This is a genomic window from Stenotrophomonas sp. SMYL11 (assembly GCF_036320005.1).
Taxonomy (GTDB): Bacteria; Pseudomonadota; Gammaproteobacteria; order Xanthomonadales; family Xanthomonadaceae; genus Stenotrophomonas; species Stenotrophomonas maltophilia_A.
On record NZ_JAWIRS010000003.1, the window covers coordinates 40,759 to 64,552 of the forward strand.

Genomic DNA, 23,794 nt, shown 5'->3' on the forward strand with positions numbered 1-23,794 from the left:
GCAAGGGGGCTATTCGGCTCGTTATGTGAGCCGATTATGCATCCTAATCGGCTCATCCGCCACCGTCAGCCTGTCCGCTCCCAGACCGTCTGGCCCAGGGTACCCAGTACCTGGTCCAGCCTGCCATCCAGCAGGCGATCAAGCTTGGGTGCACCACCGTCGCCAATGAAGACCCGCTGGACGTCCTCACGGCCCATGACGACTTCGTGCACCAACTGCTGCGCTAGCCGGGCCAGCCACTTGCGCTGCACCGGGGTCCAGGCCTGCTGGGCGTAGATGCCCTGCATCGCCCGCTCCACGCGCTGGTCGAAGGGAGTGAGCGCCTCTCCCAGCGCCGCGCGCCGGATGTGGCCGATGATGCTGGCTGCGACTTCCTGCTGGGTGCTGTCACGCCAGGCGCCCCGCAGATGCGCCTCACTGTAGCCATTCTGGTCCAGCAGCAGGCGAACCTCCTTCAACTGTGCCCGGGTCAGGTCTCGCGGCCGGTTGACGATGACACTCAAGGCCGTGGATTGGTTGATCTGATCCCGAATGAACGCATTGAAGCTGTCCAGATAGTCCTCCGGAGCCTCATTCACGCCATAGCTCTGCTCGCGTGAGAGCAGTTCGTCCTGATGCTCGGCAATGATGGGGTAACGCTCGGTTCCCAACAGTTGGTTCACTTCCTGCAGTTGTTGCGGCAAGTTGGAATGACGCTTCAGGAACGCAGCCGCCTCGCGTGCGCCCAGTCCATGTAGGTGCTTGTGCAGTTGTGCAGGCGGCACACCCCATTCGGCCTCCAGCGCATCGAGCTTGTCGCGTACGTCCTTCCTGCGCTCAGCCTTGTGCTCGGCCTGGCGCAGCACGCGCATGATGCGTTGGCTCAGCTGGGCCAGCGCATCATCCGCGTGACTTCCGCCATCATTGCCGGGTGCGCTGAAGCTCGCTTCATGGCCGAGCTCACCAATCAGTTGCTCGATACCGACGTTCGGGTCCTTCACGAGCGGTTTCATGGTGTCCACCTCTTCAAGGGCGGCATACAGATCCACCGGATCGAAGATGCGGAATACGGTCTTGCCGATCCCATCACAGCGACGGGTCGCGCGCCCCTTCATCTGTTCATAGAGGATGCGCGAGCGGACCCGACGCATGAAGACCAGATTGCTGATGGTGGGCACGTCGATGCCGGTGGTCAGCAAATCAACGGTAATTGCGATATTGGGATAGCGCTCATTCTTGAAGCAACGAATGAGCTGATCGACCTTGTCGCTATCCCCGACAATGACCGCGACGCTCGCCTGATTGTACTGATCGCCATGCATGGCCTTCAGTGCTTCATCCAGTCGGTTCTTGACGTGCTCTGCGTGCTTCTTGCTGACACAGAAGATCAGCGTCTTCTCCTCGCCATCAGGATCCAATTCCTTGGCAAGCCGCTCACAGACGACCCGATCAAAATTGGGTGTAATGACACGACGGTTGAACGACTCGATATTGAAATCAAGCTCGTCCTCCAGCTCCGCGGTGTCCACTTCGCCCGTGTGGATGTTGACCACACTGACCTGATCTCCACTGTCGAAATGAATGCCGTTGCGGCTGAGCAGTGTTTCAAAACGGATCGGGGGCTCGTGGTCGATCAGCCAATCGTCAGCTACAGCTTCCCGATAGCTGTAGGTGTAGATGGGCTTTCCGAAAATTTCGGTTGTGTGCTTGGCCGGGGTCGCTGTCAGACCAATTCGGCAGGCATCGAAGTAGTCCAGAACCCGGCGATACTGCGACAGGTACTGCGCATGATCGCGCACGGCCAGCTCACCCTCGGTCATGTCCTGGTCGAGGGTGTAGCCGCGGTGGGCCTCGTCGACCACGATGCAATCGAACGTTCCGATTGCTGGCGGCGCGTCCGACTGGAAGATGCGCCTTACCATTGCCTGTACGGTTGCGACCTGAACTCGGGTTTCGTCGGCAGTTCGCGTGTCGTCCAACCCGTCGAGGTTGTAGATCTGGGCCAGTGTCTGATTCTGTTCCAGCGTCATCTCGGCCATTGCTTCACTCGCCTGTGTGCCTAGTGCCGAGCGATCCACTAGGAACAGGATGCGATTGAACCGCTCGCTCTTGAGCAACCGGTAGATCAATCCGATCATGGTGCGCGTCTTGCCAGTACCGGTGGCCATTGCCAACAGACAGTTGCGCTCGCCGGCGGCGAGCGCCTCTTCCACGGCATGGATCGCACGCTGCTGGTAATCGCGCAAGCGAAGGTAGCTCATACCTTCATGTTCGAGCTCCGCCTCTGCCTTGGCGCGGTCCCGCTTGAGCTGGTCCAGAATATCCGCTGGGGTATGGAAACCGTGCAGTGCGCGCCGCAGATTGGAGGGCGAGCGAAGATCGCGGAACCAGACACCCGACTGTTCGGCAAGTTGCTTGACGAATGGACGTCCATTGCAGGCGAATGCCAAGGGCACCTGGAACGTTCCACCCTGGCCGTCCTCCCAGCCAGCATGCAAGCCTGCACCAGCCCACGCCATTTCGACGCCACCCTCAGCGGTCAGGTCGCGCGCATAGCGCTCGGCTTGCGGAATGCGATCGGCGACATTAACCCCCTTGCGCTTGGCCTCAACGATGGCAACAGGCGTCAGACCGATGAAAAGCACATAGTCTGCATTGGCATGAGGTACAGAGGTTGGCCATTCCGCAATGGCCAGGTTGCGACCCCTCTCCGGACGGACGCCTTTCGCGTAGGTGAGCTCCAGCGAGTCGGCTTCCCATCCCGCATCGCGAAGCTGCTGGTCAATCAGGATGCGGGTGAGATCTTCGCTCAGCTCGAAGCTGGCGCTGGATCGCTGTGTGCTCCGGGCAACCTGCTGCGTCGCGTTCGTTGCGACCCCGACGGAAGCTTGAAGGTCCGCTACACGTTGCTCGAACTCTGCCCGAAGCTGCTGTAGTTCCTGTTCGCGCTGAGCGACTGCCGCTGCGAGCTCCCGGGCCTCGGCATCCATAGCCTCAGCCAATTCTGCATTGAGTTGTACCTCGCGCTCTTTCAGGTCAATCAGGGCTTTGCTCTGATCGTGCTGCTGACGCGCGGCATCCAGCTCGGCTTGCAGTTGGCCGACCTGATGCTGGATCTCACGCAGGGGTGCTGCAGGATCCTTGGGGGGGAGGAACGGGCCCGGCTTGAACTGGGCCGCGTTGGTGCCAAAAGCACGGTGGTACCAGATCGCCAGTTCCCGCGCGACTTTGAGGCCGTCCATGGCTTCACGATGCTGGGTGGCAAACTCGTGCGTCGCCTTGTTGCCCTCGACACGAAGGATCCGGAACAGGTCTTGCACCTTCGGATCCAATTGCAGTTCACGGCCCAACTGATACAACAGGCTGGCTTGACTGGTCTGGGAATCCCGACGAATGGCGGCACGGGCGGCAAGGTCCTGTGCGATGGCCTCGCCAAGTTGCCTCAGCTTGATCAGCGTCGTGTTGGGATCACTGGCGAAGACCTGTTCGGCCATCATCGCCAGCTTCAGGAAGACGGGATCGTGTTCCTGCAGGAAGTGAAAGTTGCTGTCGGCAGTCACACGCGTATCCATACAGGGGCGCTCGGCGGCGGGTGGCATCTTGCGGCAGCGATCATATCCCAGGCGCCAATTTCGGTCATGTTCGGCCAAAAGTCGAAAGCGTCGATTTTTTGGCGGAAAGGATTAGGAGGGATTGGGGGAGGCCGACCAAGGTCGGCCTCTACCCAAGCCCACCCGGGTAGAATGCCCCCATGAAGATCGCCTCGTGGAACGTCAATTCGCTCAATGTCCGCCTGCCGCACCTGGAGCAGTGGCTCAAGGAGTTCGGCCCGGACATCGTCGGTATCCAGGAAACCAAGCTGGAGGACCACAAGTTCCCCGATGCGGCGCTGATCGCCGCGGGTTACCGCAGCGTGTTCGCCGGCCAGAAGACCTACAACGGCGTGGCGCTGCTGTCGCGTGAGCCGGCGCAGGACGTGCAGATCGGCATCCCCGGCTTCGAGGACGAGCAGAAGCGCGTCATCGCCGGTACCTTCGGCGACCTGCGGGTGATCAACCTGTACGTGGTCAACGGCCAGGACATCGGCACCGACAAGTACGACTACAAGCTGCGCTGGCTGGAAGCGGTGCATGCCTGGATCGCCGAAGAACTGCAGCGGCACCCGAAGCTGATCGTGATGGGCGACTTCAACATCGCCCCGGATGCGCGCGACGTGCACGACCCGGAGGTGTGGAACGACAACCACATCCTGACCTCCACCGCCGAGCGCGGCGCGCTCAACAAGCTGCTGCAGCTGGGCCTGCACGATGGCTTCCGCCTGCACAACGACGAGGCGGGCACCTTCAGCTGGTGGGATTACCGTGCCGCTGGCTTCCGCCGCAACCTGGGCCTGCGCATCGACCTGACCCTGGTCTCCGATGCGCTGAAGGGCAGTGCGGTGGCCTCGGGTATCGACCGCGAGCCACGCACCTGGGAACGCCCGAGCGACCATGCGCCGGCGTGGGTGGAAGTAGAGTCGAGCTTGCTCGACTGATCTCCCATGGAGTCGAGCAAGCTCGACTCTACAGAACGGGGCCCGACGATTGCCGGGCCCGTTCTGAAACGTCTGCCGGCCAGCGGCCGGCACTACCCTCAGATCACCGTATGCTCTTGCGGGTGAACAGGTTGACGATCGCCAGCAGGATCACCGCACCGATCAGCGAGAACAGGAAGGTGCGGAGGGTGATCGCTTCGTTGATGCCGCCGCCGAACAGCCAGCCGGAAATCAGCGCGCCGACGATGCCGACCACGATGTTGAGGATGATGCCCTGCTGGCCATCGCGCTTCATGATGATGCTGGCCAGCCAGCCTACGATGCCGCCGACGATCAGCCAGATGATGATGCCCATGATCGAACCTCCGGTGGGGAACTGTGACCAGTTGACGCGCACGGCCGTGAACCCGTCGTGGAATTGCGTGATGGGCGCGTGCGGATGAGCCTGCCAGCCACCCTCGATGGCCCGTGGCGCTTCGGCCCGGTGACGGTCTGGCGGCGCCCGCACGTGCCGGGCCAGCGCGGCGAACCGCAGGCGCGGCAGGTGCTGGCGCAGGCGCTGGGCGCCGACCCGGAGACGCTGCCACTGGTCCGTGATGACAAGGGCCGGCCGGAACTGAGCGGCGCGCTGGCCCACTACGGCACCGGCTGGAGCCACAGCGGCGAGGTGCTGCTGGTAGCGCTGGGCGAAGGCGTGCGACTGGGCGTGGACCTTGAACTGCTGCGCCCGCGGCCGCGTCTTCTGGAAATCGTGCAGCGCTTCTTCCACCCCGAGGAAGTGGCCTGGCTGGAAAGCCTGGACGCGGCCGGGCGCGAGCACTGGTTCTTCCGCGTGTGGTGCGTCAAGGAGGCCATCCTGAAGGCGCACGGGCAGGGCATCTCGTTCGGCCTGCACCGCCTGCAGCTGGCGCCGGGGGCCGATGGCGCCCTGCACCTGCGCTGGTGCGACCCGGAACTGGGCAAGGCCGCGCGCTGGCACCTGAACGAATGGCAGGCCACCGGGCAGTTCCGCGCTGCTCTGGCCTGGTATCCGCACTGAAGCGGGGAATCAGCGCGCAAAACCGGCGATAATGTCGGCATGAGCGAACACCCACTTCCCGCCAGCGTGGCTGCCACGCTGGAACAGGGCCTGGCCAGCATGGGCCTGGACGCCGCGCTGGCGCCGCCGCTGCTGCGTTACCTGGCCCTGCTGCACCGCTGGAACGGCACCTACAACCTCACCGCCATCCGCGACCCGCAGGAGATGGTCACCCGCCACCTGCTCGATTCACTGGCGATGCAGCCGTTCGTGGCCGATGGCAGCCTGGCCGACCTCGGCACCGGCCCCGGCTTGCCCGGCATCCCGCTGGCGATCGCCTGCCCGGGCCTGCAGGTCACCCTGGTGGAGAGCAACGGCAAGAAGGCGCGCTTCATGCGCGAGGCCGTGCGCCAGCTCGGCCTGGGCAACGCCCGCGTGGCCGAATCGCGCGCCGAGGCGCTGGACGAAGCTGGCCACTACGACCAGCTGACCGCGCGTGCGATGGACACCCTGGCCGGCATCGTCCGCGTCGGTGGCCATCTGTTGCGCCCCGGCGGCGTGCTGTTGGCCATGAAGGGCGTCTACCCGCATGAAGAGATCGCGGACCTGCCTGCTGGCTGGCAGGTGCGCGAGGTGACCCCGTTGAGCGTGCCCGGCCTGGCCGGCGAACGCCACCTGGTCACTGTTACAGGTCCCTGATTCCCGTCGCCAGCCCCTTGTGGAACAAGAGGTTGGCGATCCACGATTTCCGCAAGGGCCCGGTTGTACGCATAATGACCGGTCCCAGCACACGTCGACGAGGCACACCCGCATGGCCCGCATCATCGCCATCGCCAACCAGAAGGGTGGCGTCGGCAAGACCACGACCGCCGTCAACCTGGCCGCTTCCCTGGCCAACGCACCCAAGCGCGTGCTCTTGGTCGACCTGGATTCGCAGGGGAACGCGACCATGGGCAGTGGCGTGGACAAGCGCGAGCTGGCCGCCTCCACCTACGATCTGCTGCTGGGCGAATCCAGCGCCGCCGATGTGCGCGTGCAGACGGCCGAAGGCTACGACCTGCTGCCGGGCAACATCGACCTGACTGCGGCCGAGATCCAGCTGATGGCGCAGAGCGAACGCGAGCAGCGCCTGAAGCGTGCGCTGGCGCCGATCCGCGACGAGTACGACTACATCCTGATCGACTGCCCGCCGGCGCTGTCGCTGCTGACGCTCAACGCGCTGGCCGCCGCCGATTCGGTGATCGTACCGATGCAGTGCGAGTACTACGCACTGGAAGGCCTGAGCGCGCTGGTGGAAACCATCGAAGCGCTGCGTGCCAACCTCAACCCGGCGCTGGAGATCGAAGGCGTGCTGCGCACCATGTTCGACGTGCGCAACAACCTGGCCAACGCGGTCTCGGCCGAGCTCACCGAGCACTTCGGCGACCGCGTGTTCCGCACCATCGTGCCGCGCAATGTGCGCCTGGCCGAGGCGCCCAGCCATGGCCAGAGCATCGTCGGCTACGACCGCGCCTCGCGCGGTGGCGTGGCCTACCTGGGCCTGGCCGGCGAGATCATCCGCCGCAACAACGAACGCAACAAGGCCGCCAAGGCCGTGGAGACCGTCTGATGACCAGCAGCAAGCCGGCAGCCAAGAAGCGAGGCCTCGGCCGTGGCCTGGATGCCCTGCTGGGTCCCAAGGGGGCGGTCAGCCAGGTGCAGGCCACCACCGCGGTGATCGAGCCGCTGCCGGGTGAAGTGCTGCGCAAGCTGGCCGTCGGCCAGCTGCAGCCGGGCAAGTACCAGCCGCGCCGCGAGATGGACGAGGGCAAGCTGTCCGAGCTGGCTGATTCGATCAAGTCGCAGGGCGTGATCCAGCCGATCCTGGTGCGCCAGCTGCCGGCGGGCAACTACGAGATCGTCGCCGGTGAGCGCCGCTGGCGCGCCTCGCAGCTGGCCGGCCTGGATGAAGTGCCGGTGGTGGTGCGCGAGCTGGAAGACCGCACCGTCATCGCGATGGCGCTGATCGAGAACATCCAGCGCGAAGACCTCAACCCGCTGGAAGAGGCCGAAGCGCTGCAGCGCCTGATCAGCGAATTCACCCTGACCCATGCCGAGGCTGCCGAAGCCGTCGGCCGCTCGCGTGCGGCGGTGTCCAACCTGCTGCGCCTGCTGGAGCTGCCGGTGGCCATCCGCCTGCTGCTGGAAACCCGTCGCCTGGAAATGGGCCATGCCCGTGCGCTGCTGACCCTTGCCCCCGAGCTGGCCGGCAAGCTGGCGCAGGAAGCGGCCGACGAAGGCTGGTCGGTGCGCGAGGTCGAGCGCCGTGCGCAGGCCTTCGCCGCTGGCAAAGTGCCCAGCAACCGCCCGGTGGCCACGCCGAAGGTGCAGCAGGCCGACATCGCCTCGCTGGAAACCGAGTTGTCCGAAGCGCTGGGGGCCAAGGTGGCGATCAGCCACGGCCGCGGTGGCAAGGGCAAGCTGATCATCCACTACACCGACCTGGATACCCTGGACGGCGTGCTGGAAAAACTGCGTACGCGCCAGGGCTGAGCCCGGCGCAGTGACGGGGGACGCGGCGCGCCGGGTCCTGCCGGTGACAGGGAACGTACTGCCGCGCGCGCCGCGGCTTCATCAGGGAGCAGGACATGAGCAACGAATACGGGGACGTCAGTCCGGACGGCACCCAGATCCTGGTGCACCAGCGCGAAAAGGACTTCGTGCCCGCCGTCGGCGAAGAGCAGCACATCGAGGCGATCAGCGCGCACATCGAGCGCCATCTCGGGCCGATCGCCACCGTCCTGCACGAGATCATTTCCGACCTGGTGCATATCGACGTACACGTGGTGCCTCCCAATGACCACTGCCCGCATGTGCGGCTGGTGACGTCGGGCATGAGTGACCTGCCGATGACCGTGCCCGCCGACGTGGAGGCGGACGTGCCGCGCTACATGGAACTGATGGTGACCCTGCCGGCCGACTGGCCGATCTCGCAGGAGGCCTTCGAGGACGAGCGCAACTACTGGCCGGTGCGCCTGCTGAAGGGCATGGCGCGGCTGCCGCACGAGTACGACACCTGGCTGGGCTATGGCCATACCATCCCCAACGGCCACCCCAGCGAGCCCTACGCGCCGGGTGCCGGCTTCGATGGTGCCATCGTGCTGCCGCCGGTGACTGCCCCGGAGGACTTCGCTGCGCTGGAACTGGAAGACGGCAAGACCATCTGCTTCATGTCCCTGGTCCCGCTGTACCCGGAAGAGATGGACCTGAAGCTGAAAAAGGGCGCCGAGGCCCTGCTGGACCGCTTCGATGCCAAGGGCATCCAGGATGTGATCGAGCCCGGGCGCGTCAACGTGGCGAAGAAGCGTTTCGGTTTGTTCTGAGACCGGTAACATCAGCGGCCTATATGACTGCTTCCAGGCCCCTGCCATGACCATCCTGCTTACCGGCGCTGCCGGCTTCATCGGTGCCTACACCGCCCGCGCGCTGCTGGAGGCGGGCCAGCCGGTGGTCGGTCTGGACAACTTCAACGACTACTACGACCCGCAGATCAAGCGCGACCGCGTGGCCGCGCTGTGCCCGACGCTGGACCTGCGCACCCTGGACCTGACCGACCAGCAGGGCCTGGCCGCGCTGTTCGACGAGGTGAAGCCGACCGCGGTGATCCATCTGGCTGCACAGGCCGGCGTGCGCTATTCGCTGGAAAATCCGCACGCCTACGTGGACAGCAATCTGGTCGGCTTCGTCAACATGCTCGAGCTGTGCCGCCACCGTGGCGTGCAGCACCTGGTGTATGCGTCGAGCAGCTCGGTCTACGGCGATTCGGCCACGCCGCCGTTCTCCGAGGACCAGCGCGTGGACCAGCCGCGCTCGCTGTATGCGGCCACCAAGGCGGCCAACGAGCTGATGGCCTACACTTACGCGCAGCTGTACGGCCTGCATGCTACCGGCCTGCGCTTCTTCACCGTGTATGGCCCGTGGGGCCGGCCGGACATGGCACCGCTGCTGTTCTCGCGCGCGGTGCTGGCCGGGCGGCCGATCGATGTGTTCAACGAAGGCCGCATGCAGCGCGATTTCACACATGTTTCCGACATCGTGGCCGGTATCCTCGGCGCGCTCGCGCATCCGGCCGATGGTCCGGTGCCGCACCGGGTGTTCAACCTCGGCAACCATACGCCGGTCGAGCTGGAGCGCTTCATCGGCGTGATCGAGCAGGCCGCCGGCCGCCCTGCGCAGAAGGTCTACAAGCCGATGCAGCCGGGCGACATGGTGCGCACGATGGCGGATACCCGGCGTGCACATGACGCATTCGGCTTCGACGCGGCGACCCCGATCGAAGCGGGTCTGCCGCCCGTCGTGCAGTGGTGCCGCGAGTATTTTGGCGACCGCGCCTGAGGAGGGATCCTCACACAGCCGGATTCATCTTCGGATAACCTTGGTTTCGGAGAATGCGCGGTCTTTGTTCCCTCTTGGCCGAGTCCCCCATGAGCCAACCCGAGCTTTCCGTCGTCGTCCCGGTGTTCAACGAGCGCGACAACGTCGCACCGCTGGTGGCCGAGATCACCGCTGCCCTGCGTGGCCGGTTGCCGTTCGAGATCGTCTACATCGATGACCACTCGCGCGATGACACCCTGGCGGTGCTGCAGGGCCTGAAGGCGACCACACCGGAACTGCGGGTGCTGCACCACGTGAACCAGAGCGGGCAGAGCACCGCCGTGCGCACCGGCGTCAAGCACGCACGTGCGCCGTGGATCGCGACCCTGGATGGCGACGGGCAGAATGATCCGGCCGACATTCCCAAGCTGCTGGCGGCGCGCGATGCGGCAGAGGCGCAGGTGAAGCTGTTCGCCGGCTGGCGGGTCAACCGCCAGGACAGCGGCAGCAAGCGCTGGGCCAGCAAGTGGGCCAACGCCATCCGTGCACGCATGCTGCGCGACGATACGCCCGATACCGGCTGCGGCATCAAGCTGTTCGAGCGCAGTGCGTTCCTCGACCTGCCGTACTTCGACCACATGCACCGCTACCTGCCGGCACTGATGCAGCGTGCGGGCTGGAAGACCACCAGTGTGCCGGTCAACCACCGCCACCGTACCGCCGGCGTCTCCAAGTACAACAACCTCGGCCGCGCCCTGGTCGGCATCCGTGACCTGCGTGGCGTGGCCTGGCTGATCACCCGCAGCAAGCGCACCGCGGTGGAGGAGCGTTGATGGATCTGGAGCTGCACTGGCTGGATCAGCCGCTGACCTGGCTGTACTGGACCGGCCTGCATGTGACCGGCTGGAAGCTGATCGGCTATACCGGCGCGCTGATGTTCGGGGGCCGCTGGCTGGTCCAGTTCATTGCCTCCAAGCGCGCGGGCAAGCCGGTGATCCCGCGTCTGTTCTGGTACATGAGCGTGGTCGGCAGCCTGATGACGCTGAGCTACTTCCTGTTCTCGGCCAAGCAGGACTCGGTGGGCGTGCTGCAGAACCTGTTCCCGGCGTTCACCGCGCTGTACAGCCTGCACCTGGACATCAAGCACCGCGGCTGGAAGCGGGACAGGGCCAGCCACTGAGCGCTGGCGGGGGCTCGGTCTGCTGAGGGTAGAGTCGACTGTCAGTCGACTTTCGCGCGAAGCGCGGGCTTTGCCACATTGGGCTGGAGAGCAGCCGACTAACAGTCGGCTCTACCCCGTCGGCTCTACCACGCGCCTGCGGCGTTGGGGCCTGTGGCCGGTTCCCGGTCCTGCCTGCTGTGGGTAGAGTCGACTGTCAGTCGACTATTGCGCGCAGCGCGGGGTTTGCTGTGTCTGGCTGAAGAGCAGCCGACTAACAGTCGGCTCTACCACGCGCCTTCGGCGCTGGGGCCCCGGCCTGCAGCCGGTTCCCGGTCCTGCCTGCTGCGCAGGCAGGACCTTCGTCCCATGCCACGGGCGGTGGGCGGTGCCATGATCGGGGTCTGCCTTCCCGGGAACCTGTGCTCGTGAAAACCCGTCTTGCCGTTGCCCTGCTGATCGCCCTGTCCGCCCCCGCGGTGGCCCTGGCCGCGCCGCCCACCACCGCCGCCCCGGCCAGCGTGGCCACCGAATCGCCCGCCGACGCCGCCTTCCGTGCGCTGTACGAGAAGGAATGGAAGTGGCGCCAGGAGGGCGGCGGCGAGGCCAGTGAAGACGAGGATGCCCCGGCCAATGCCACCCGCATGCCCGACGTCGGCCCGGCCGCGCAGCAGGCGCGCCTGAAGGTGTGGGACGAGACCCTCGCTGCGCTGAAGAAGATCGACCCGAAGACCCTGTCGCCCGACAACCAGGTCAACTACGCGATCTACCGCGACCAGGTGTTCAACCTGGCCGAAGAGACGCGCCTGCGCGGCTACGAGATGCCGTTCAACGCAGACTCCTCGTTCTGGTCCAACCTGTCCTTCATGGCCCGGCGCGAGATGAAGACCGTGCAGGACTACCAGAACTACATCGCACGGTTGAACGATGTGCCGCGTTACTTCGGCCAGCAGACCGAAAACATGCGCGCCGGCCTGAAGCGCGGCTTCAGCGTGCCGCGCGCCGTGCTCGATGGCCGCGAAGTGTCCATTGCCACCGTTGCCGAACTGAAGGACCCGACCGAATCGCCGCTGTACGCGCCGTTCAAGAAGCTGCCCAACAGCATCCCGGCCGCCGAGCAGGCCGGGCTGCAGGCGCAGGCGCGCGAAGCGATCAGTGGCAAGGTGGTGCCGGCGTTCCAGCAGCTGCGCACCTTCTTCGTCAACGAGTACGTGCCGCAGGCGCGCACCACCCTGGCCGCCGAAGCGATGCCGGGCGGCAAGGCGTACTACAAGCAGCAGATCCACGAGTACACCACGCTGGACCTGTCGCCGGACGAGATCCATCGCATCGGCCTGGATGAAGTCGCACGCATCCAGAAGGAAATGAACGACATCATCAAGCAGGTGAAGTTCAAGGGCAGCTTCGCCGAGTTCCTGGCCTTCCTGCGCACCGATCCGCAGTTCTATGCCAAGACACCGGAAGAGCTGCTGTCGCGCGCCGCATGGATCTCCAAGCGGGCCGATGGCCAGCTCGGCAAGTACATGACGCTGCCGCGCGCGCGCTTCACCATCGTGCCGGTGCCGCCGGATATCGCGCCGTTCTGGACCGCCGGCCGTGGTGGCATGGGTACCTACTGGCTCAACACCTACAACCTGCCGTCGCGCCCGCTGTACAACCTGCCGGCACTGACGCTGCATGAGTCCGATCCGGGCCACGCGCTGCAGGGCGCGATCGCCGCCGAGCAGAAGAACCTGCCCGAGTTCCGCCGCAACGCCTACATCTCCGCTTATGGCGAAGGCTGGGCGCTGTACTGCGAGAAGCTGGGCGTGGAGATGGGCATCTACGAAACCCCGTACGAGGATTTCGGCCGCCTGACCTACGAAATGTGGCGCGCTGCGCGCCTGGTGATCGACACCGGCGTGCACAGCAAGGGCTGGAGCCGCGAGCAGGCGCTGGCCTACCTGCGCGACCACACCGCCTTGAGCGAGCATGAAGTGACCACCGAAGTGGACCGCTACATCTCCTGGCCGGGCCAGGCGCTGAGCTACAAGCTGGGCGAGATCGCCATCGTGCGCCTGCGTGCGCAGGCCGAGAAGGAACTGGGCGACAAGTTCGACATCAAGGGCTTCCACGACACCCTGCTCAAGCAGGGTTCGGTGCCGCTGCCGGTGCTGGAACAGCAGATCCAGGCCTACATCGCCGAACGCAAGAAGGCCTGACCGTGCAAGGGTAGTGGCGGGCGGGGGGGGGGGCCCCCCCCCCCCCCCCCCCCGGGGACAAAGAACGCCCCCGGCCCGCGGCACCCCGCGTGGGGGCCCCCCCCCCGCCCCCCCCCCCCCCCCCCCCCCCCCCCCCCCCCCCCCCCCCCCCCCCCCCCCCCCCACTACCCGGGATTGGCAAACGGGGTCGGATCGCAGGATCCGACCCCGTGGTCTTTCAGCCCACTGCCCGCGGCTTGGCCACGCGTGCTGCAAAGGTCGGCAGCACCAGCAGGGTCAGCACGGTGGCGGTGATCAGGCCACCGATCACCACCGTCGCCAGCGGCTTCTGCACTTCCGCACCGGAACCGCTGGCGATCGCCATCGGAATGAAGCCGACGATCGCCACCAGCGCCGTGGTCAGCACCGCGCGGATGCGGCTGGAGGCGCCGTTGATCGCCGCCTGCAGCGGCAGGTCACCGGCATCCAAGCGCTCGCGGATCGCCTGCATCAGTACCAAGCCGTTCAAGGTGGCCACGCCGGAGACGGCGATGAAGCCGACCGCCGCCGACACCGAGAACGGCATGCCACGCAGCAGCAGCGCGAGGATGCCGCCGACCAGCGCCAACGGCACGCAGCTGAACACCAGAATGGCTTCCTTGCCGCTGCGCAGGGCCATGAACAGCAAGCTGCCGATCAGCAGGAACACCACCGGCACCACCGTCGCCAGCCGCTTCTCCGCGCGCTGCAGGTTCTCGAACTGGCCGCCCCAGGTCAGGTAGGCACCCGGCGGCAGCGCCACGTCAGCCACCGCTGCCTGTGCTTCGCCGACGAAGCCGCCCAGATCACGGCCACGCACGTTGGCCTGCACCACTACGCGGCGGCTGCCATTGTTGCGGCTGATCTGGTTCGGCCCTTCGCTCACCGTGATGCGGGCGACCGACGACAGCGGAATCACCAACCCCGAGGGCGTGGCGATCGGCAGCGAGGCCAGCTGGTCCGGATCGTTGCGCGAGGCATCGTCCAGGCGCACCACTACGTTGAAGCGGCGATCACCTTCGAAGATCTTGCCGGCCGCCGTGCCGCCGATGCCGGTGGACAGCGCATCACTCACGTCCGCGGCAGTCAGGCCGTACTGCGCCGCCGCCACGTGGTCGATGGCCACGTTCAGCGTGGGCAGGCCGGAGATCTGTTCCACCCGCACGTCGGCCGCGCCGTTCACCGCACGCAGCTTCAGCGCCACCTGGTCGGCCACCTTCTGCAATTGGTTGAAGTCATCGCCGAAGATCATCACCGCCAGGTCGGTACGCACGCCGGAAATCAGTTCGTTGAAGCGCAGTTCGATCGGCTGGCTGAACTCGAAGCTGTTGCCCAGCTGCTGCCCGGCCAGCTTCTCGAAGCGTGCCACCAGTGCATCCTTGCCCAGCTTCGGATCCGGCCAGTCCTTGCGCGGCTTGAGCACGATCACGCTGTCGGAGATGTTGGTCGGCATCGGGTCGATCGCCGCCTCGGCGGTACCGGTGCGCGAGAACACGGTCTCCACTTCCGGCTGCTTGGCAATCGCCTTTTCCAGCGCCAGCTGCATCGCCAGCGACTGCTCCAGCGAGGTCGACGGCACGCGCAGGGCCTGCATCGCCACGTTGCCTTCGTCCAGTGTCGGCATGAACTCGCGGCCCAGCAGCGAGAACGAACCGATGCCCACCACCACCATCATCACCGCACCGGCCAGCACCGTGCGCGGATGGCCCACAGCCTTGCGCACCGCCGGTTCGATGCGCGCACGCAGCACGCGGATCAGTTTCGTCTCGTGCTCGCCATCATCGGCATGCGCATCGCCGTCCTTGACCTTCGGCTCGCGCACCAGCAGCGCGGCCATCGCCGGCACGAAGGTGAAGGAGAAGATGAAGGCACCGACCAGGGCCAGCATGAAGGTGGCTGCCATCGGGTGGAACGTTTTGCCCTCCACGCCTTCCAGGGTAAGGATCGGCGCGAACACCAGCAGGATGATCAACTGGCCGAAGGCCGCCGGGCGCGCCATCTTCATGGCCGAATCGGCGGCCACGCGCAGGCGTTCCATCGCGGTCAACGCACGACCCAGTTCGGCGCGGCGCTGGCCCAGCATCAGCAGGGTCGACTCGACCACGATCACCGCACCGTCCACCAGGATGCCGAAGTCCAGCGCACCCAGGCTCATCAGGTTGCCGCTGATGCCGAAGCGGTTCATGCCGATCACCGCGAACAGGAACGACAGCGGAATCACCAGCGCGGTGATCGTCGCCGCACGCAGGTTGCCCAGCAGCAGGAACAGCACCACCACCACCAGCAGCGCGCCCTCGGTGAGGTTCCTGGCCACGGTCTTGATGGTGGAATTGACCAGCACGCTGCGGTCCAGCACCGGTGCCGCCACGATGTCGGCCGGCAGCGACTTGTTCACCTGTTCCAGGCGCGCGGCTGCGGCCTGGGCCACGGTGCGGCTGTTGCCGCCGGCAATCATCAGTGCGGTACCCAGCACGGCCTCATGGCCGTTGCGGCTGGCCGCACCCAGGCGCGGTGCGCGGCTCAGGTCAACGTCGGCCACATCGGCCACGCGCACCACCACGCCATTGCGGGTGGCTACCGGGGCCTGTGCCAGATCGTCGGTGGTCAGCGCCAGGCCGTCGGCACGTACCACCAGGCCTTCGCCGGCACGCTGTACGAAACCGGCACCGGCCTGCACGTTGGAACGCTGCAGGGCCGTGACCAGGTCGGCCAGGCCGAGGCCATGCGCGGCCAGCTTGGCACTGTCAGGATGCACGCCGTATTCCTTGACGTAGCCGCCGACCGTATCGACGCCGGCCAGCCCCGGGCTGGAACGCATCTGCGGCGCGATGATCCAGTCCTGCACGGTGCGCAGGTAGGTGGCACGTTCTTCCGGCGTGCGAAGCAGGTTGCCTTCCGGCGTGCGGTAGAACTCGCCGGCCTGCCAACCCGCTTCACCGGGCTTGGCCAGCTTGGCCGGATCGAACGCGGTGAAGTCCACCGTCCACATCAGCACTTCGCCGAGGCCGGTGGTGACCGGCGACAGCATCGGCGACGCGCCATCGGGCAGGTCTTCCGATGCCTCGCGCATGCGTTCGGCCACCTGCTGGCGGGCGAAGTAGATGTCGGTCGCATCGGTGAAGATCGCGGTGACCTGCGAGAAGCCATTGCGCGACAACGAACGCGTGGTGGTCAGGCCGGGAATGCCCGCCAGCGCGGTTTCCAGCGGGTAGGTCACCTGCCGTTCGATCTGCTCCGGCGTCAGCGCCGGTGCCACCGTGTTGATCTGCACCTGGCGGTTGGTGATGTCCGGCACCGCGTCGATCGGCAGTTTGCCCAGCTGGAACAGGCCCACGGCGGCGATCAGCGCCGCCATGAACACCACCAGCCAGCGGTGGCGCACCGCTGTTTCAATGATCAGCTTGAACATGGTCGCCTCCTCAGTGGCCGTGCTCGGCTTCGCCCTTGGCCAGTTCGGCCTTGAGCAGGAAGGCATTGGCACCGACGATGCGCTCACTGCCGGTCAGGCCACCGAGGATCTCGATACGGTCACCGGCACGACGGCCAGCCAGCACCGGCTGCGCCTTGAAGCCGCCTTCGACGGCGACGAACACCGCACTGCTGCCATCGACGTTCTGCACCGCATCGGCCGGCACGCTGAGCGAGCCGTCCTGGCCTTCGGTGACCACCACCGCAGAGACCGGCGAACCGGCCGGGGGCAGCGCGGCATCCACCGGCGTGGCACGGATCACCGCGACGCCGCCCTGCTGGCGGACATCGGCGGCCGAGCCGGTGACGGTGGCGGTGAAGCTGCCACCCGGCACGCTCACTTCCAGCTTCATGCCGGGCGTGACCTGCGCGGCCAGCGCCGGGGGGGCGGTGAACACCAGCTCGTTCATGCTGGGATCGGTGACGTCGGCCACCGCGCTGCCGGCGGCGACCACGCCACCCGGGGTGACCTGCACGTTGCCGACGATGCCGGCTACCGGGCTGGTGATGCGCACGCGACCGCTGCTGTCCGGCGAACCGTTGGCGGCGGCCTGGGCCTGGGCGGCGGCGGCCTGGGCCTGTGCGGCCAGCGAACGTGCGCGCGAGGCTTCCATTTCCTGGCGGGCGACCACGCCCTGGTCGACCAGCGCCCTGTCGCGGCCATAGGCCAGGCGCGCGGCTTCTGCTTCGGCCGAGGCGGCCAGCGCATTGGCGCGGAACACCGCGGCCTCGCCACTGACTACGATGGCCAGCGCCTGGTTCTGCTTCACCGCCGTGCCCGGCGCGACCAGCACGCGCTCGACGCGGCCGGTCACCGTGGAGGCCACCGAAGCGCGGGCGCCTACGGTGGGCTCTACCCTGCCGGACAGCCGGGTCGAGCCACCGCCACCGCGACCGATCGCGACCACCTCGATACCGGACGCCTTGATCTGTTCCGGGGTCAGCTGCACCACGCCTTCATCGGCGTCGGCGGGGGCCTTGGCAGCTTCCGCCTTGGCTTCCTTGCTGTCGGCAGCATGGCCGTGGCCATCGTCGGTGCAGGCCTTGGCCGCAGCGGGGTCATCATTTGCAGGCGTCTGCGCATTGCCAGCGCAGCCGGCCAGCAGCATGGTCAGCAGCACGCCGCCGATCAGCGGGAAAGTACGGGAGAGAGTCATGGGGCCTCCACAAAAGGTGCGCGCCCCTCAAGGCGGGCAAGATCGATTTCCGCGCCGACGCGCGACAGGCGCGCATCCACGGCGGTGCCGCGGGCGGCGATGAGGGCGCTGCGCGTGCTGCGCAGTTCCAGCTGCGAGATGCGTCCGGCGTCGAAGCCGACGCGTGCGAGGCGATACGCCTCTTCGGCGGCGACCACGCTTTCATCGGCGGCGCGGGTCCGGCTTCCGGCGGCTTTCAGTCCGGCTACGGCGGACAGGCGTGCGGCCTCGCTGTCGCGGCGCTGCTGGTCCAGGCGGGCTTCGGCCGCGCGCTGGTCGGCATTGGCGGCGCGGATGCCCCCGCGGTTGCGGTCGAACAGCGGGATGCTGAGGCTGACCCCGAGGTTGTAGGCACGCTCGCCGCCTTCGCGGAAGCGGGTCTGTGCGGCGGTGACACTGAGGTCGGGCAGGGCGCGCTTGCGCTCCACGTCGACCAGCTTGCCGGCCGCATCGGCTTCGGCTTCGGCGATGCGCACGGCCAACGCCACGTCGGTGGCACCGCGCGGCAGCGGCGGCACCCGATCGAGCAGGCTGTTGTCGATCGATTGCACCGGCGCATCCAGCAGCGCGGCACTGGCCAGGCGGGCCAGCGCGGCATCGCGGAACGCCTGTGCCTCATCCAGCGCGGCGCTGGCGTTGGCCACTTCGCTCTGCGCCTGCACCGCACGCAGCTGTGGCTCGCGGCCCTGCTTGACCATCGCGTTGACGGCGTTGGCGTCATCGCGGGTCAGTGCCAGTGCTTCTTCGGCCAGGCTGTAGCGGCGCAGTGCACTTTCCGCCTGTGCGTAGACCACCGCCAGCTGGCTGGCCACGTCGCTGCGGCTTTGGGCACCACGCAGATTGGCGGCCTGTGCTTCGGCGCGGGCGGCACGGACACGCGCGCCACGCTGGCCCCAGACCTCCAGCGGCTGGGACAGGGTGAGCACGGTATCGGCCTTGCCCATGCCGCCGTAGGAGCCGGTGCCCCAGGCGTTTTCGGCGGAGTAGGAGAGGGAAGGATTGGGCAACGCACGGGCCTGGTCGGCGCGCGCATCGGCGGCCTCGGCCAGTGCCGTACCCACACGGGTGCCGGGCAGCTGGTCCAGGCGTTCAAGCAGGGTGTCGTAGGAGGGGGCGGCTTGCGCCGACGCCTGCATTGCCGGGGCAAGGCCCAGCAATACAGCGACGAGCAGCCCGGCCGCGCGCGGCGACCGAGGTGTCAGGATCGACATAGGGGGATTCCGGTTGTGAGTGAAACGGGAGCCCGCAATTGCGGGACGCGCTCAACTCACGCCCGGGGGGGACGCGTCAATTCATCCTGGGCGACCGCATAGGTCGCCACGTCGCCGGCATTCATCCAGCGCGCCGGCAGCGGCGTACCGAAGGCGGCGAAATCGTTCGCCGGCAGGCTCAGCGTGGAGTGGTGGCAGTGGTTATGCGTGCAGGCACCGGTGTGCTTGCTGTCGCTGTCGCCGCCTTCCTCGTCCGCGAGGGATTCGACATGGGCGCTGCTGGAATGCGGTTCCACCGCACACACCAGTGCGTCGGCTACCGGCACGACCACGAATGCCGCCATCAGCAGCATCATCAGGTACGTACGCAGTTGGCGGGTGATCCGGCGCATGAAGGGGAGGCTAGCAAGCGGTTTTCGCCGGATACAATATCAATGGCCACCTCGGGAATTCGTCGGAACCTCCCGTTCAGGTGGGCGGCGCACGCCAGCTCTGGCAGGTGCCGACCTTCTGCCCTGGTAGGTGTCGACCTTGGTCGACACGCTTTTCGACCTCCGACACATTGCCGGCCAGCGGGCGGCACTACCCGTATCACGGCAGCTTCGCGATCACCTTGATCTCGAACTGGAACCCATACAGCCAGGTCACGCCGACTGCCCTGGTAGATGTCGACCTTGGTCGACACGCTTTTCGACCCCCGACACATTGCCGGCCAGCGGCCGGCACTATCCGTATCACGGCAGCTTCGCGATCACCTTGATTTCGAACTGGAACCCATACAGCCAGGTCACGCCGATGCCGGTCAGGGTCGGGTGCGGCGCCTCGCCCCAGTACTCGGGCACGATCGCCCAGGCCTTCTCGAAGTTCTTCCCGGGGTCGACCAGGAACACGGTCACGTCGACCACGTCATCGAAGCTGCAGCCGGCGGCAGCCAGTACCGCATTGAGATTTTCGAAGGCACGGCGCACCTGCGTTTCGAAATCCGGTTCGGGCGAGCCGTCCTCGCGACTGCCCACTTGGCCGGAGACGAACAGGAAACCGTTGGATCGGATCGCCGGCGAGTAGCGGTTGCGCTCGTACAGGGCCTGGCGGCCGGTGGGGAAAACGACATCACGCTGTGACATGGGGAAGATCCCGTGGGAGAGAACACCCATCCTCCTCGCCAGCGCTGTCTGGATAAACCGCGATGATCGGCCTAGATTGATTGTCAATTCCAAACAATGATGGCCCGTCATGGACCGTTTCGAGGCGATGCGGGCGTTCGCCCGGGTGGTGGAAACCGGCAGTTTCACCCGCGCCGCGAAGACCCTGCAGATCAGCCGCACCACGGTCACCCAGCTGGTGCAGCAGCTGGAGGCGCACCTGCGGCTACGCCTGCTCAACCGCACCACGCGCCGTGTCAACGTCACGGCCGATGGCGCGGCCTATTACCCGCGCATCGCCCGCCTGCTGGCCGAGCTGGAAGAGGTGGAAGGCGGGCTGGGCGAGGCGGCCACCCAGCCGCGTGGCCGCCTGCGGGTCGATGTGCCCGGGCCGTACGCGCGGTTGCGGCTGGTGCCGGCGTTGCCGGATTTCCAGGCGCGCTACCCGGAGTTGCAGCTGGACATCGGCGTCAGCGACCGCGAGGTCGATGTCATCGCCGACAACGTCGACTGCGTGATCCGCGGCGGCACCCCGGCCGATCCGGCACTGGTGGCGCGGCCGTTGCCTGCGCTGCCGATCGGTTTCCACGCCAGCCCGGGCTATGTGCAGCGCTTCGGGTTGCCTGCCGACCCGCGCGCGCTGGAAGGGCCCGATCACCACATGGTCGGCTTCCTCAGTCCGCGCAGTGGCCGGGCGCGGGTGTTCAGCGCCCAGCGCGGCGATGAGCGCGTCGAGGTGCAGGGCCGCTATACGGTCGGCTTCGACGACGGCAACGCCTATCTGGCGGCTGCGTTGGCGGGGCTCGGCGTGGTGGCGCTGCCCAGCTACATGGCCGAACCGCACGTGGCGCGTGGTGAGCTGCTGCCGCTGCTGCAGGACTGGAAGCTGCCGCCGATGCCGATGCATGTGATGTTCCCGCCGAACCGGCACATGAGCCAGCGGCTGCGGGTGTTCATCGATTGGGTGGTGGAGGCGCTGGGATGACACACATAGGGCGTGCGAAAATCACCACAGCACGCAACAGGAAACAGCCTCACGCATGAGCCGCATCGTCGCACTGGATACCGAAACCACCGGCATTTCCCACCGCCTGGGACACCGGGTCATCGAAATCGGTGCGGTGGAACTGATCGATGGCGAGCTCACCGGCCGCCAGTTCCACACCTACCTGCAGCCGCAGCGCAAGGTGGACTGGGGCGCGCAGCGCGTGCACGGCATCAGCGACGCGATGCTGGTAGGCAAGCCACTGTTCTCCAGCAAGGCCGCCGAACTGCTGGAGTTCCTGCGTGGCAGCGAGATGGTCGCGCACAACGCCACCTTCGATGTGGGCTTCCTGGACAACGAGCTGCGCCTGGCTGGCATCCGCGGCACGCTGGCCCAGCATTGCCGCATCACCTGCAGCCTGAAGCTGGCGCGCGGGCGCTGGCCGGGCCAGGGCAACAAGCTGGACGATGTGCTGCAGCGCCTCCGCATTCCCGGGAACCGGGGCCTGCATGGCGCGTTGAAGGATGCGCACCTGCTGGCCCAGGTGATTCCGTACCTGCGTTGAGGCCTGGCTGCTGTTACATGGGCCGCAACCAGCGCTCGATCATTGCCACGCCACATGCCACCCCGTCCTCACTGCTCATCGTCACGCCCAGGGCCGCCGCGCGTGCGCGTGTAGCTTCGGCTTCAGCGAAGGTGATGGCTGCTGCCAGCGTTGCTGCATCCAGTCGCTTCGGTGACAACGGTGCCGGTGCTACGCCCAACCGATGCAGGCGATCGGCCCAGAAGAACTGATCTGCGGCGAACGGCATCACCAGCGAGGGAATGCCGGCGCGGCAGGCCGAATGCGTGGTGCCGCTGCCGCCATGGTGAATGACGAGTGCGCAACGCGGGAACAGCGCTTCGTGTGGGGTCGGGCCCAGTACGAAGGCAGAATCGGGCAAGCGCATCGCAGGCAGTCCCACCCAGCCGGGAAACAGCAGGACACGTCGCGGTGCCAACGCCTGCAGCAGGGCCGGCAACACGCGTTCGCGATCAAAGCCGGTCATGCTGCCGAAGCCCAGATAGACCGGTGGCGGCCCCGCGTCGAGGAAGGTCTGCAGATCGGCCGGCGGCGTCCAGGGCGCAACAGGAAACCGCCATTGGCCACAGACGATGTGGTCGGCCGGCCAGTCCGTCGGTGGCGGCAGCAGCTGCGGCGAGATGCCATAGAGCATCGGCAGGCCGGACCACAGCGAGCGGCGCGGCGATTGTCCCAGCTGCTTGCGGGCCTCGTTGATCGGCTGGCGGAACTGGCGCCAGATCAGGCCGTTGACCAGCCCATAGCTGGCCCGGTTCAACCAGCCCGGCGAGCGTCCCGGCGGCAGGAACGGGGAGCGGAAGGCACGCGTCGGGGTCAGCGGAATCATGCCGGTCCCGATCACCGGCAGACCCCGGCGTTCGCCCACACTCATGCCGACAAAGGCCGCCAGCCCACTCGTCAGAATCGCGTCGCAACCCTCGGCCGCCGCGTCCGCCTGCCGCATCCAGCCAGTGACATGCTGCAGCGCCATCCGAGCCAGTCCGCTACTGGCGGCGGCAACACCGTTGCCACGCGAGACCAACGCGACCACTTCGTCATGGATGTCACCTTCCAGGGACGCATGGGGCACATTCAGCGCCTGCGCGCTGCCCAGCGTGCCGCCATCGGCCAGCAGTGTCACCTCGTGGCCTGCGCCAATCAGCCCATGGCAGAGCATGGCCAGCGGACGCGTATCGCCTTCGGTTCCGTAGGTCAGGGCCAGCAGCCGCATGGAAAGCTCCGCAGTGAACCGGGCCAGTATGCCGGTTGGCGGGCTCCCGGCCTTGCCGGTTCAGTCCCGGCCTGTGGGTAACTTGCGCAAGTACTTGAACCCGTGCATAATGCGCGGCTCGCTGTGTCCGGTTTTCTACCGGGCGGCGCCCCCGGGAGCACGTCCCCGGCCGCCCAACGCCAGCGTAACCCTTTGATTCTCTTGACGTGTGGTGGGCAACCATCGAGGCCGCCGTCTCCCGGGCTACGGGCTGACACAACTTACTATCGAGGTGCGCAATGTCCCGCGTATGCCAGGTTTCCGGCAAGCGAGTGCAGACGGGTAACAACGTCTCGCACGCCAACAACAAGACCCGTCGTCGTTTCCTGCCGAATCTGCACGAGCGCCGCTTCTGGGTTGCCAGCGAAAACCGCTGGGTGAAGCTTCGTGTTTCCGCGCATGCACTGCGCACCATCGACAAGAACGGTATCGATTCCGTTCTGGCTGAGCTGCGTGCGCGCGGCGAAAAGGTCTGAGGAGTAGACGATCATGGCAGGCAAGCGCGATAAGGTCCGTATGATTTCGACCGCTGGTACCGGTCACTTCTACACGACCGACAAGAACAAGAAGAACACCCCGGGGAAGATGGAATTCTCCAAGTACGATCCGGTCGTGCGCAAGCACGTCCCGTACAAGGAAGGCAAGATCAAGTAATCCGCAAGGATTGCTGATCCCCGCGAAGAAACCCGCCCCCGTGG

Annotated in this window: 22 protein-coding genes; 14 read left to right on the plus strand and 8 right to left on the minus strand. The window is 66.5% G+C overall.

Translation table 11 applies throughout. The features are described from left to right. Positions 1-65: 65 nt before the first annotated feature. Positions 66-3,539, minus strand: coding sequence for a type I restriction-modification system endonuclease (hsdR, locus tag V3B46_RS07085; protein WP_329891510.1), 3,474 nt, complete (start codon positions 3,537-3,539; stop codon positions 66-68). 191 nt (positions 3,540-3,730) lie between these two features. Between hsdR and xth the strand changes: the two genes are divergently transcribed. Beyond that, positions 3,731-4,513, plus strand: coding sequence for an exodeoxyribonuclease III (gene xth / locus V3B46_RS07090; RefSeq protein ID WP_329891511.1), 783 nt, complete (start codon positions 3,731-3,733; stop codon positions 4,511-4,513). A gap of 103 nt (positions 4,514-4,616) precedes the next feature. On the opposite strand, the gene V3B46_RS07095 is transcribed toward xth, so the two are convergent. Continuing rightward, positions 4,617-4,868, minus strand: coding sequence for a GlsB/YeaQ/YmgE family stress response membrane protein (locus V3B46_RS07095; RefSeq protein ID WP_025878785.1), 252 nt, complete (start codon positions 4,866-4,868; stop codon positions 4,617-4,619). Between the two features lie 84 nt (positions 4,869-4,952). Between V3B46_RS07095 and V3B46_RS07100 the strand changes: the two genes are divergently transcribed. The 9 genes from V3B46_RS07100 to V3B46_RS07140 all read left to right on the plus strand — a co-directional run bounded on the left by V3B46_RS07100 (position 4,953) and on the right by V3B46_RS07140 (position 13,244). Next, positions 4,953-5,552: a 4'-phosphopantetheinyl transferase family protein gene (locus tag V3B46_RS07100; RefSeq protein WP_329891705.1), complete on the plus strand. Its 600-nt coding sequence runs from the start codon at positions 4,953-4,955 to the stop codon at positions 5,550-5,552. 39 nt (positions 5,553-5,591) lie between these two features. Then, positions 5,592-6,230, plus strand: coding sequence for a 16S rRNA (guanine(527)-N(7))-methyltransferase RsmG (rsmG, locus tag V3B46_RS07105; RefSeq protein WP_032128471.1), 639 nt, complete (start codon positions 5,592-5,594; stop codon positions 6,228-6,230). Positions 6,231-6,342: 112 nt separating this feature from the next. Next, complete coding sequence (locus tag V3B46_RS07110; protein ID WP_303637256.1) at positions 6,343-7,140, plus strand: ParA family protein; 798 nt, start codon at positions 6,343-6,345, stop codon at positions 7,138-7,140. Continuing rightward, complete coding sequence (locus V3B46_RS07115; RefSeq protein WP_019338308.1) at positions 7,140-8,063, plus strand: ParB/RepB/Spo0J family partition protein; 924 nt, start codon at positions 7,140-7,142, stop codon at positions 8,061-8,063. The genes V3B46_RS07110 and V3B46_RS07115 overlap by 1 nt, the downstream gene beginning before the upstream one ends. A 95-nt stretch (positions 8,064-8,158) precedes the next feature. Next, the gene (locus V3B46_RS07120; protein ID WP_329891512.1) at positions 8,159-8,893 is read left to right on the plus strand and encodes a suppressor of fused domain protein; all 735 of its coding nucleotides are present in this window, start codon (positions 8,159-8,161) and stop codon (positions 8,891-8,893) included. 46 nt (positions 8,894-8,939) lie between these two features. Continuing rightward, complete coding sequence (locus tag V3B46_RS07125; protein ID WP_329891513.1) at positions 8,940-9,905, plus strand: NAD-dependent epimerase/dehydratase family protein; 966 nt, start codon at positions 8,940-8,942, stop codon at positions 9,903-9,905. A gap of 89 nt (positions 9,906-9,994) precedes the next feature. Continuing rightward, positions 9,995-10,717, plus strand: a complete 723-nt coding sequence (locus V3B46_RS07130; protein ID WP_005420380.1) for a glycosyltransferase family 2 protein — start codon at positions 9,995-9,997, stop codon at positions 10,715-10,717. Then, entirely contained in the window at positions 10,717-11,064 is a 348-nt protein-coding gene (locus V3B46_RS07135; RefSeq protein WP_162292089.1) for a lipid-A-disaccharide synthase N-terminal domain-containing protein, read from the plus strand. Before V3B46_RS07130 ends, V3B46_RS07135 begins: the two co-directional genes overlap by 1 nt. Before the next feature lie 407 nt (positions 11,065-11,471). Then, positions 11,472-13,244, plus strand: coding sequence for a DUF885 domain-containing protein (locus V3B46_RS07140; protein WP_329891514.1), 1,773 nt, complete (start codon positions 11,472-11,474; stop codon positions 13,242-13,244). Positions 13,245-13,461: 217 nt separating this feature from the next. On the opposite strand, the gene V3B46_RS07145 is transcribed toward V3B46_RS07140, so the two are convergent. From V3B46_RS07145 to V3B46_RS07165, 5 genes are all read right to left on the minus strand, one after another. Continuing rightward, positions 13,462-16,671 (minus strand): efflux RND transporter permease subunit, encoded by a 3,210-nt coding sequence (locus tag V3B46_RS07145; RefSeq protein WP_329891515.1) that lies wholly within the window; start codon positions 16,669-16,671, stop codon positions 13,462-13,464. Between the two features lie 10 nt (positions 16,672-16,681). Next, positions 16,682-17,887 (minus strand): efflux RND transporter periplasmic adaptor subunit, encoded by a 1,206-nt coding sequence (locus V3B46_RS07150; protein ID WP_329891516.1) that lies wholly within the window; start codon positions 17,885-17,887, stop codon positions 16,682-16,684. Beyond that, positions 17,884-19,137 carry a TolC family protein gene (locus V3B46_RS07155; protein ID WP_154264826.1) on the minus strand — a complete coding sequence of 418 codons (1,254 nt, stop codon included), beginning with the start codon at positions 19,135-19,137 and terminating at the stop codon, positions 17,884-17,886. Before V3B46_RS07155 ends, V3B46_RS07150 begins: the two co-directional genes overlap by 4 nt. Positions 19,138-19,193: 56 nt before the next feature. Next, positions 19,194-19,529, minus strand: a complete 336-nt coding sequence (locus tag V3B46_RS07160; protein ID WP_154264825.1) for a hypothetical protein — start codon at positions 19,527-19,529, stop codon at positions 19,194-19,196. A 342-nt stretch (positions 19,530-19,871) separates the two neighbouring features. After that, a complete protein-coding gene (locus tag V3B46_RS07165) occupies positions 19,872-20,261 on the minus strand; it encodes a RidA family protein (RefSeq protein ID WP_329891517.1) in 390 nt (129 codons plus the stop codon). A 109-nt stretch (positions 20,262-20,370) separates the two neighbouring features. Between V3B46_RS07165 and V3B46_RS07170 the strand changes: the two genes are divergently transcribed. Further along, on the plus strand, positions 20,371-21,264 hold the full coding sequence (locus V3B46_RS07170; protein ID WP_329891518.1) for a LysR family transcriptional regulator: 894 nt from the start codon (positions 20,371-20,373) through the stop codon (positions 21,262-21,264). 55 nt (positions 21,265-21,319) lie between these two features. Further along, complete coding sequence (gene dnaQ / locus V3B46_RS07175; RefSeq protein ID WP_329891519.1) at positions 21,320-21,829, plus strand: DNA polymerase III subunit epsilon; 510 nt, start codon at positions 21,320-21,322, stop codon at positions 21,827-21,829. Between the two features lie 13 nt (positions 21,830-21,842). Here dnaQ and V3B46_RS07180 read toward each other — a convergent pair whose 3' ends face one another. Beyond that, positions 21,843-23,057, minus strand: a complete 1,215-nt coding sequence (locus V3B46_RS07180; RefSeq protein ID WP_329891520.1) for a glycosyltransferase — start codon at positions 23,055-23,057, stop codon at positions 21,843-21,845. A 278-nt stretch (positions 23,058-23,335) separates the two neighbouring features. Here V3B46_RS07180 and rpmB point away from each other — a divergent pair, with 278 nt between their 5' ends. Together rpmB and rpmG are read left to right on the plus strand one after the other, a co-directional pair. Beyond that, positions 23,336-23,572 carry a 50S ribosomal protein L28 gene (rpmB, locus tag V3B46_RS07185; RefSeq protein ID WP_005411638.1) on the plus strand — a complete coding sequence of 79 codons (237 nt, stop codon included), beginning with the start codon at positions 23,336-23,338 and terminating at the stop codon, positions 23,570-23,572. Positions 23,573-23,582: 10 nt separating this feature from the next. Beyond that, on the plus strand, positions 23,583-23,750 hold the full coding sequence (gene rpmG / locus V3B46_RS07190; RefSeq protein ID WP_170272460.1) for a 50S ribosomal protein L33: 168 nt from the start codon (positions 23,583-23,585) through the stop codon (positions 23,748-23,750). Positions 23,751-23,794: the final 44 nt, after the last annotated feature.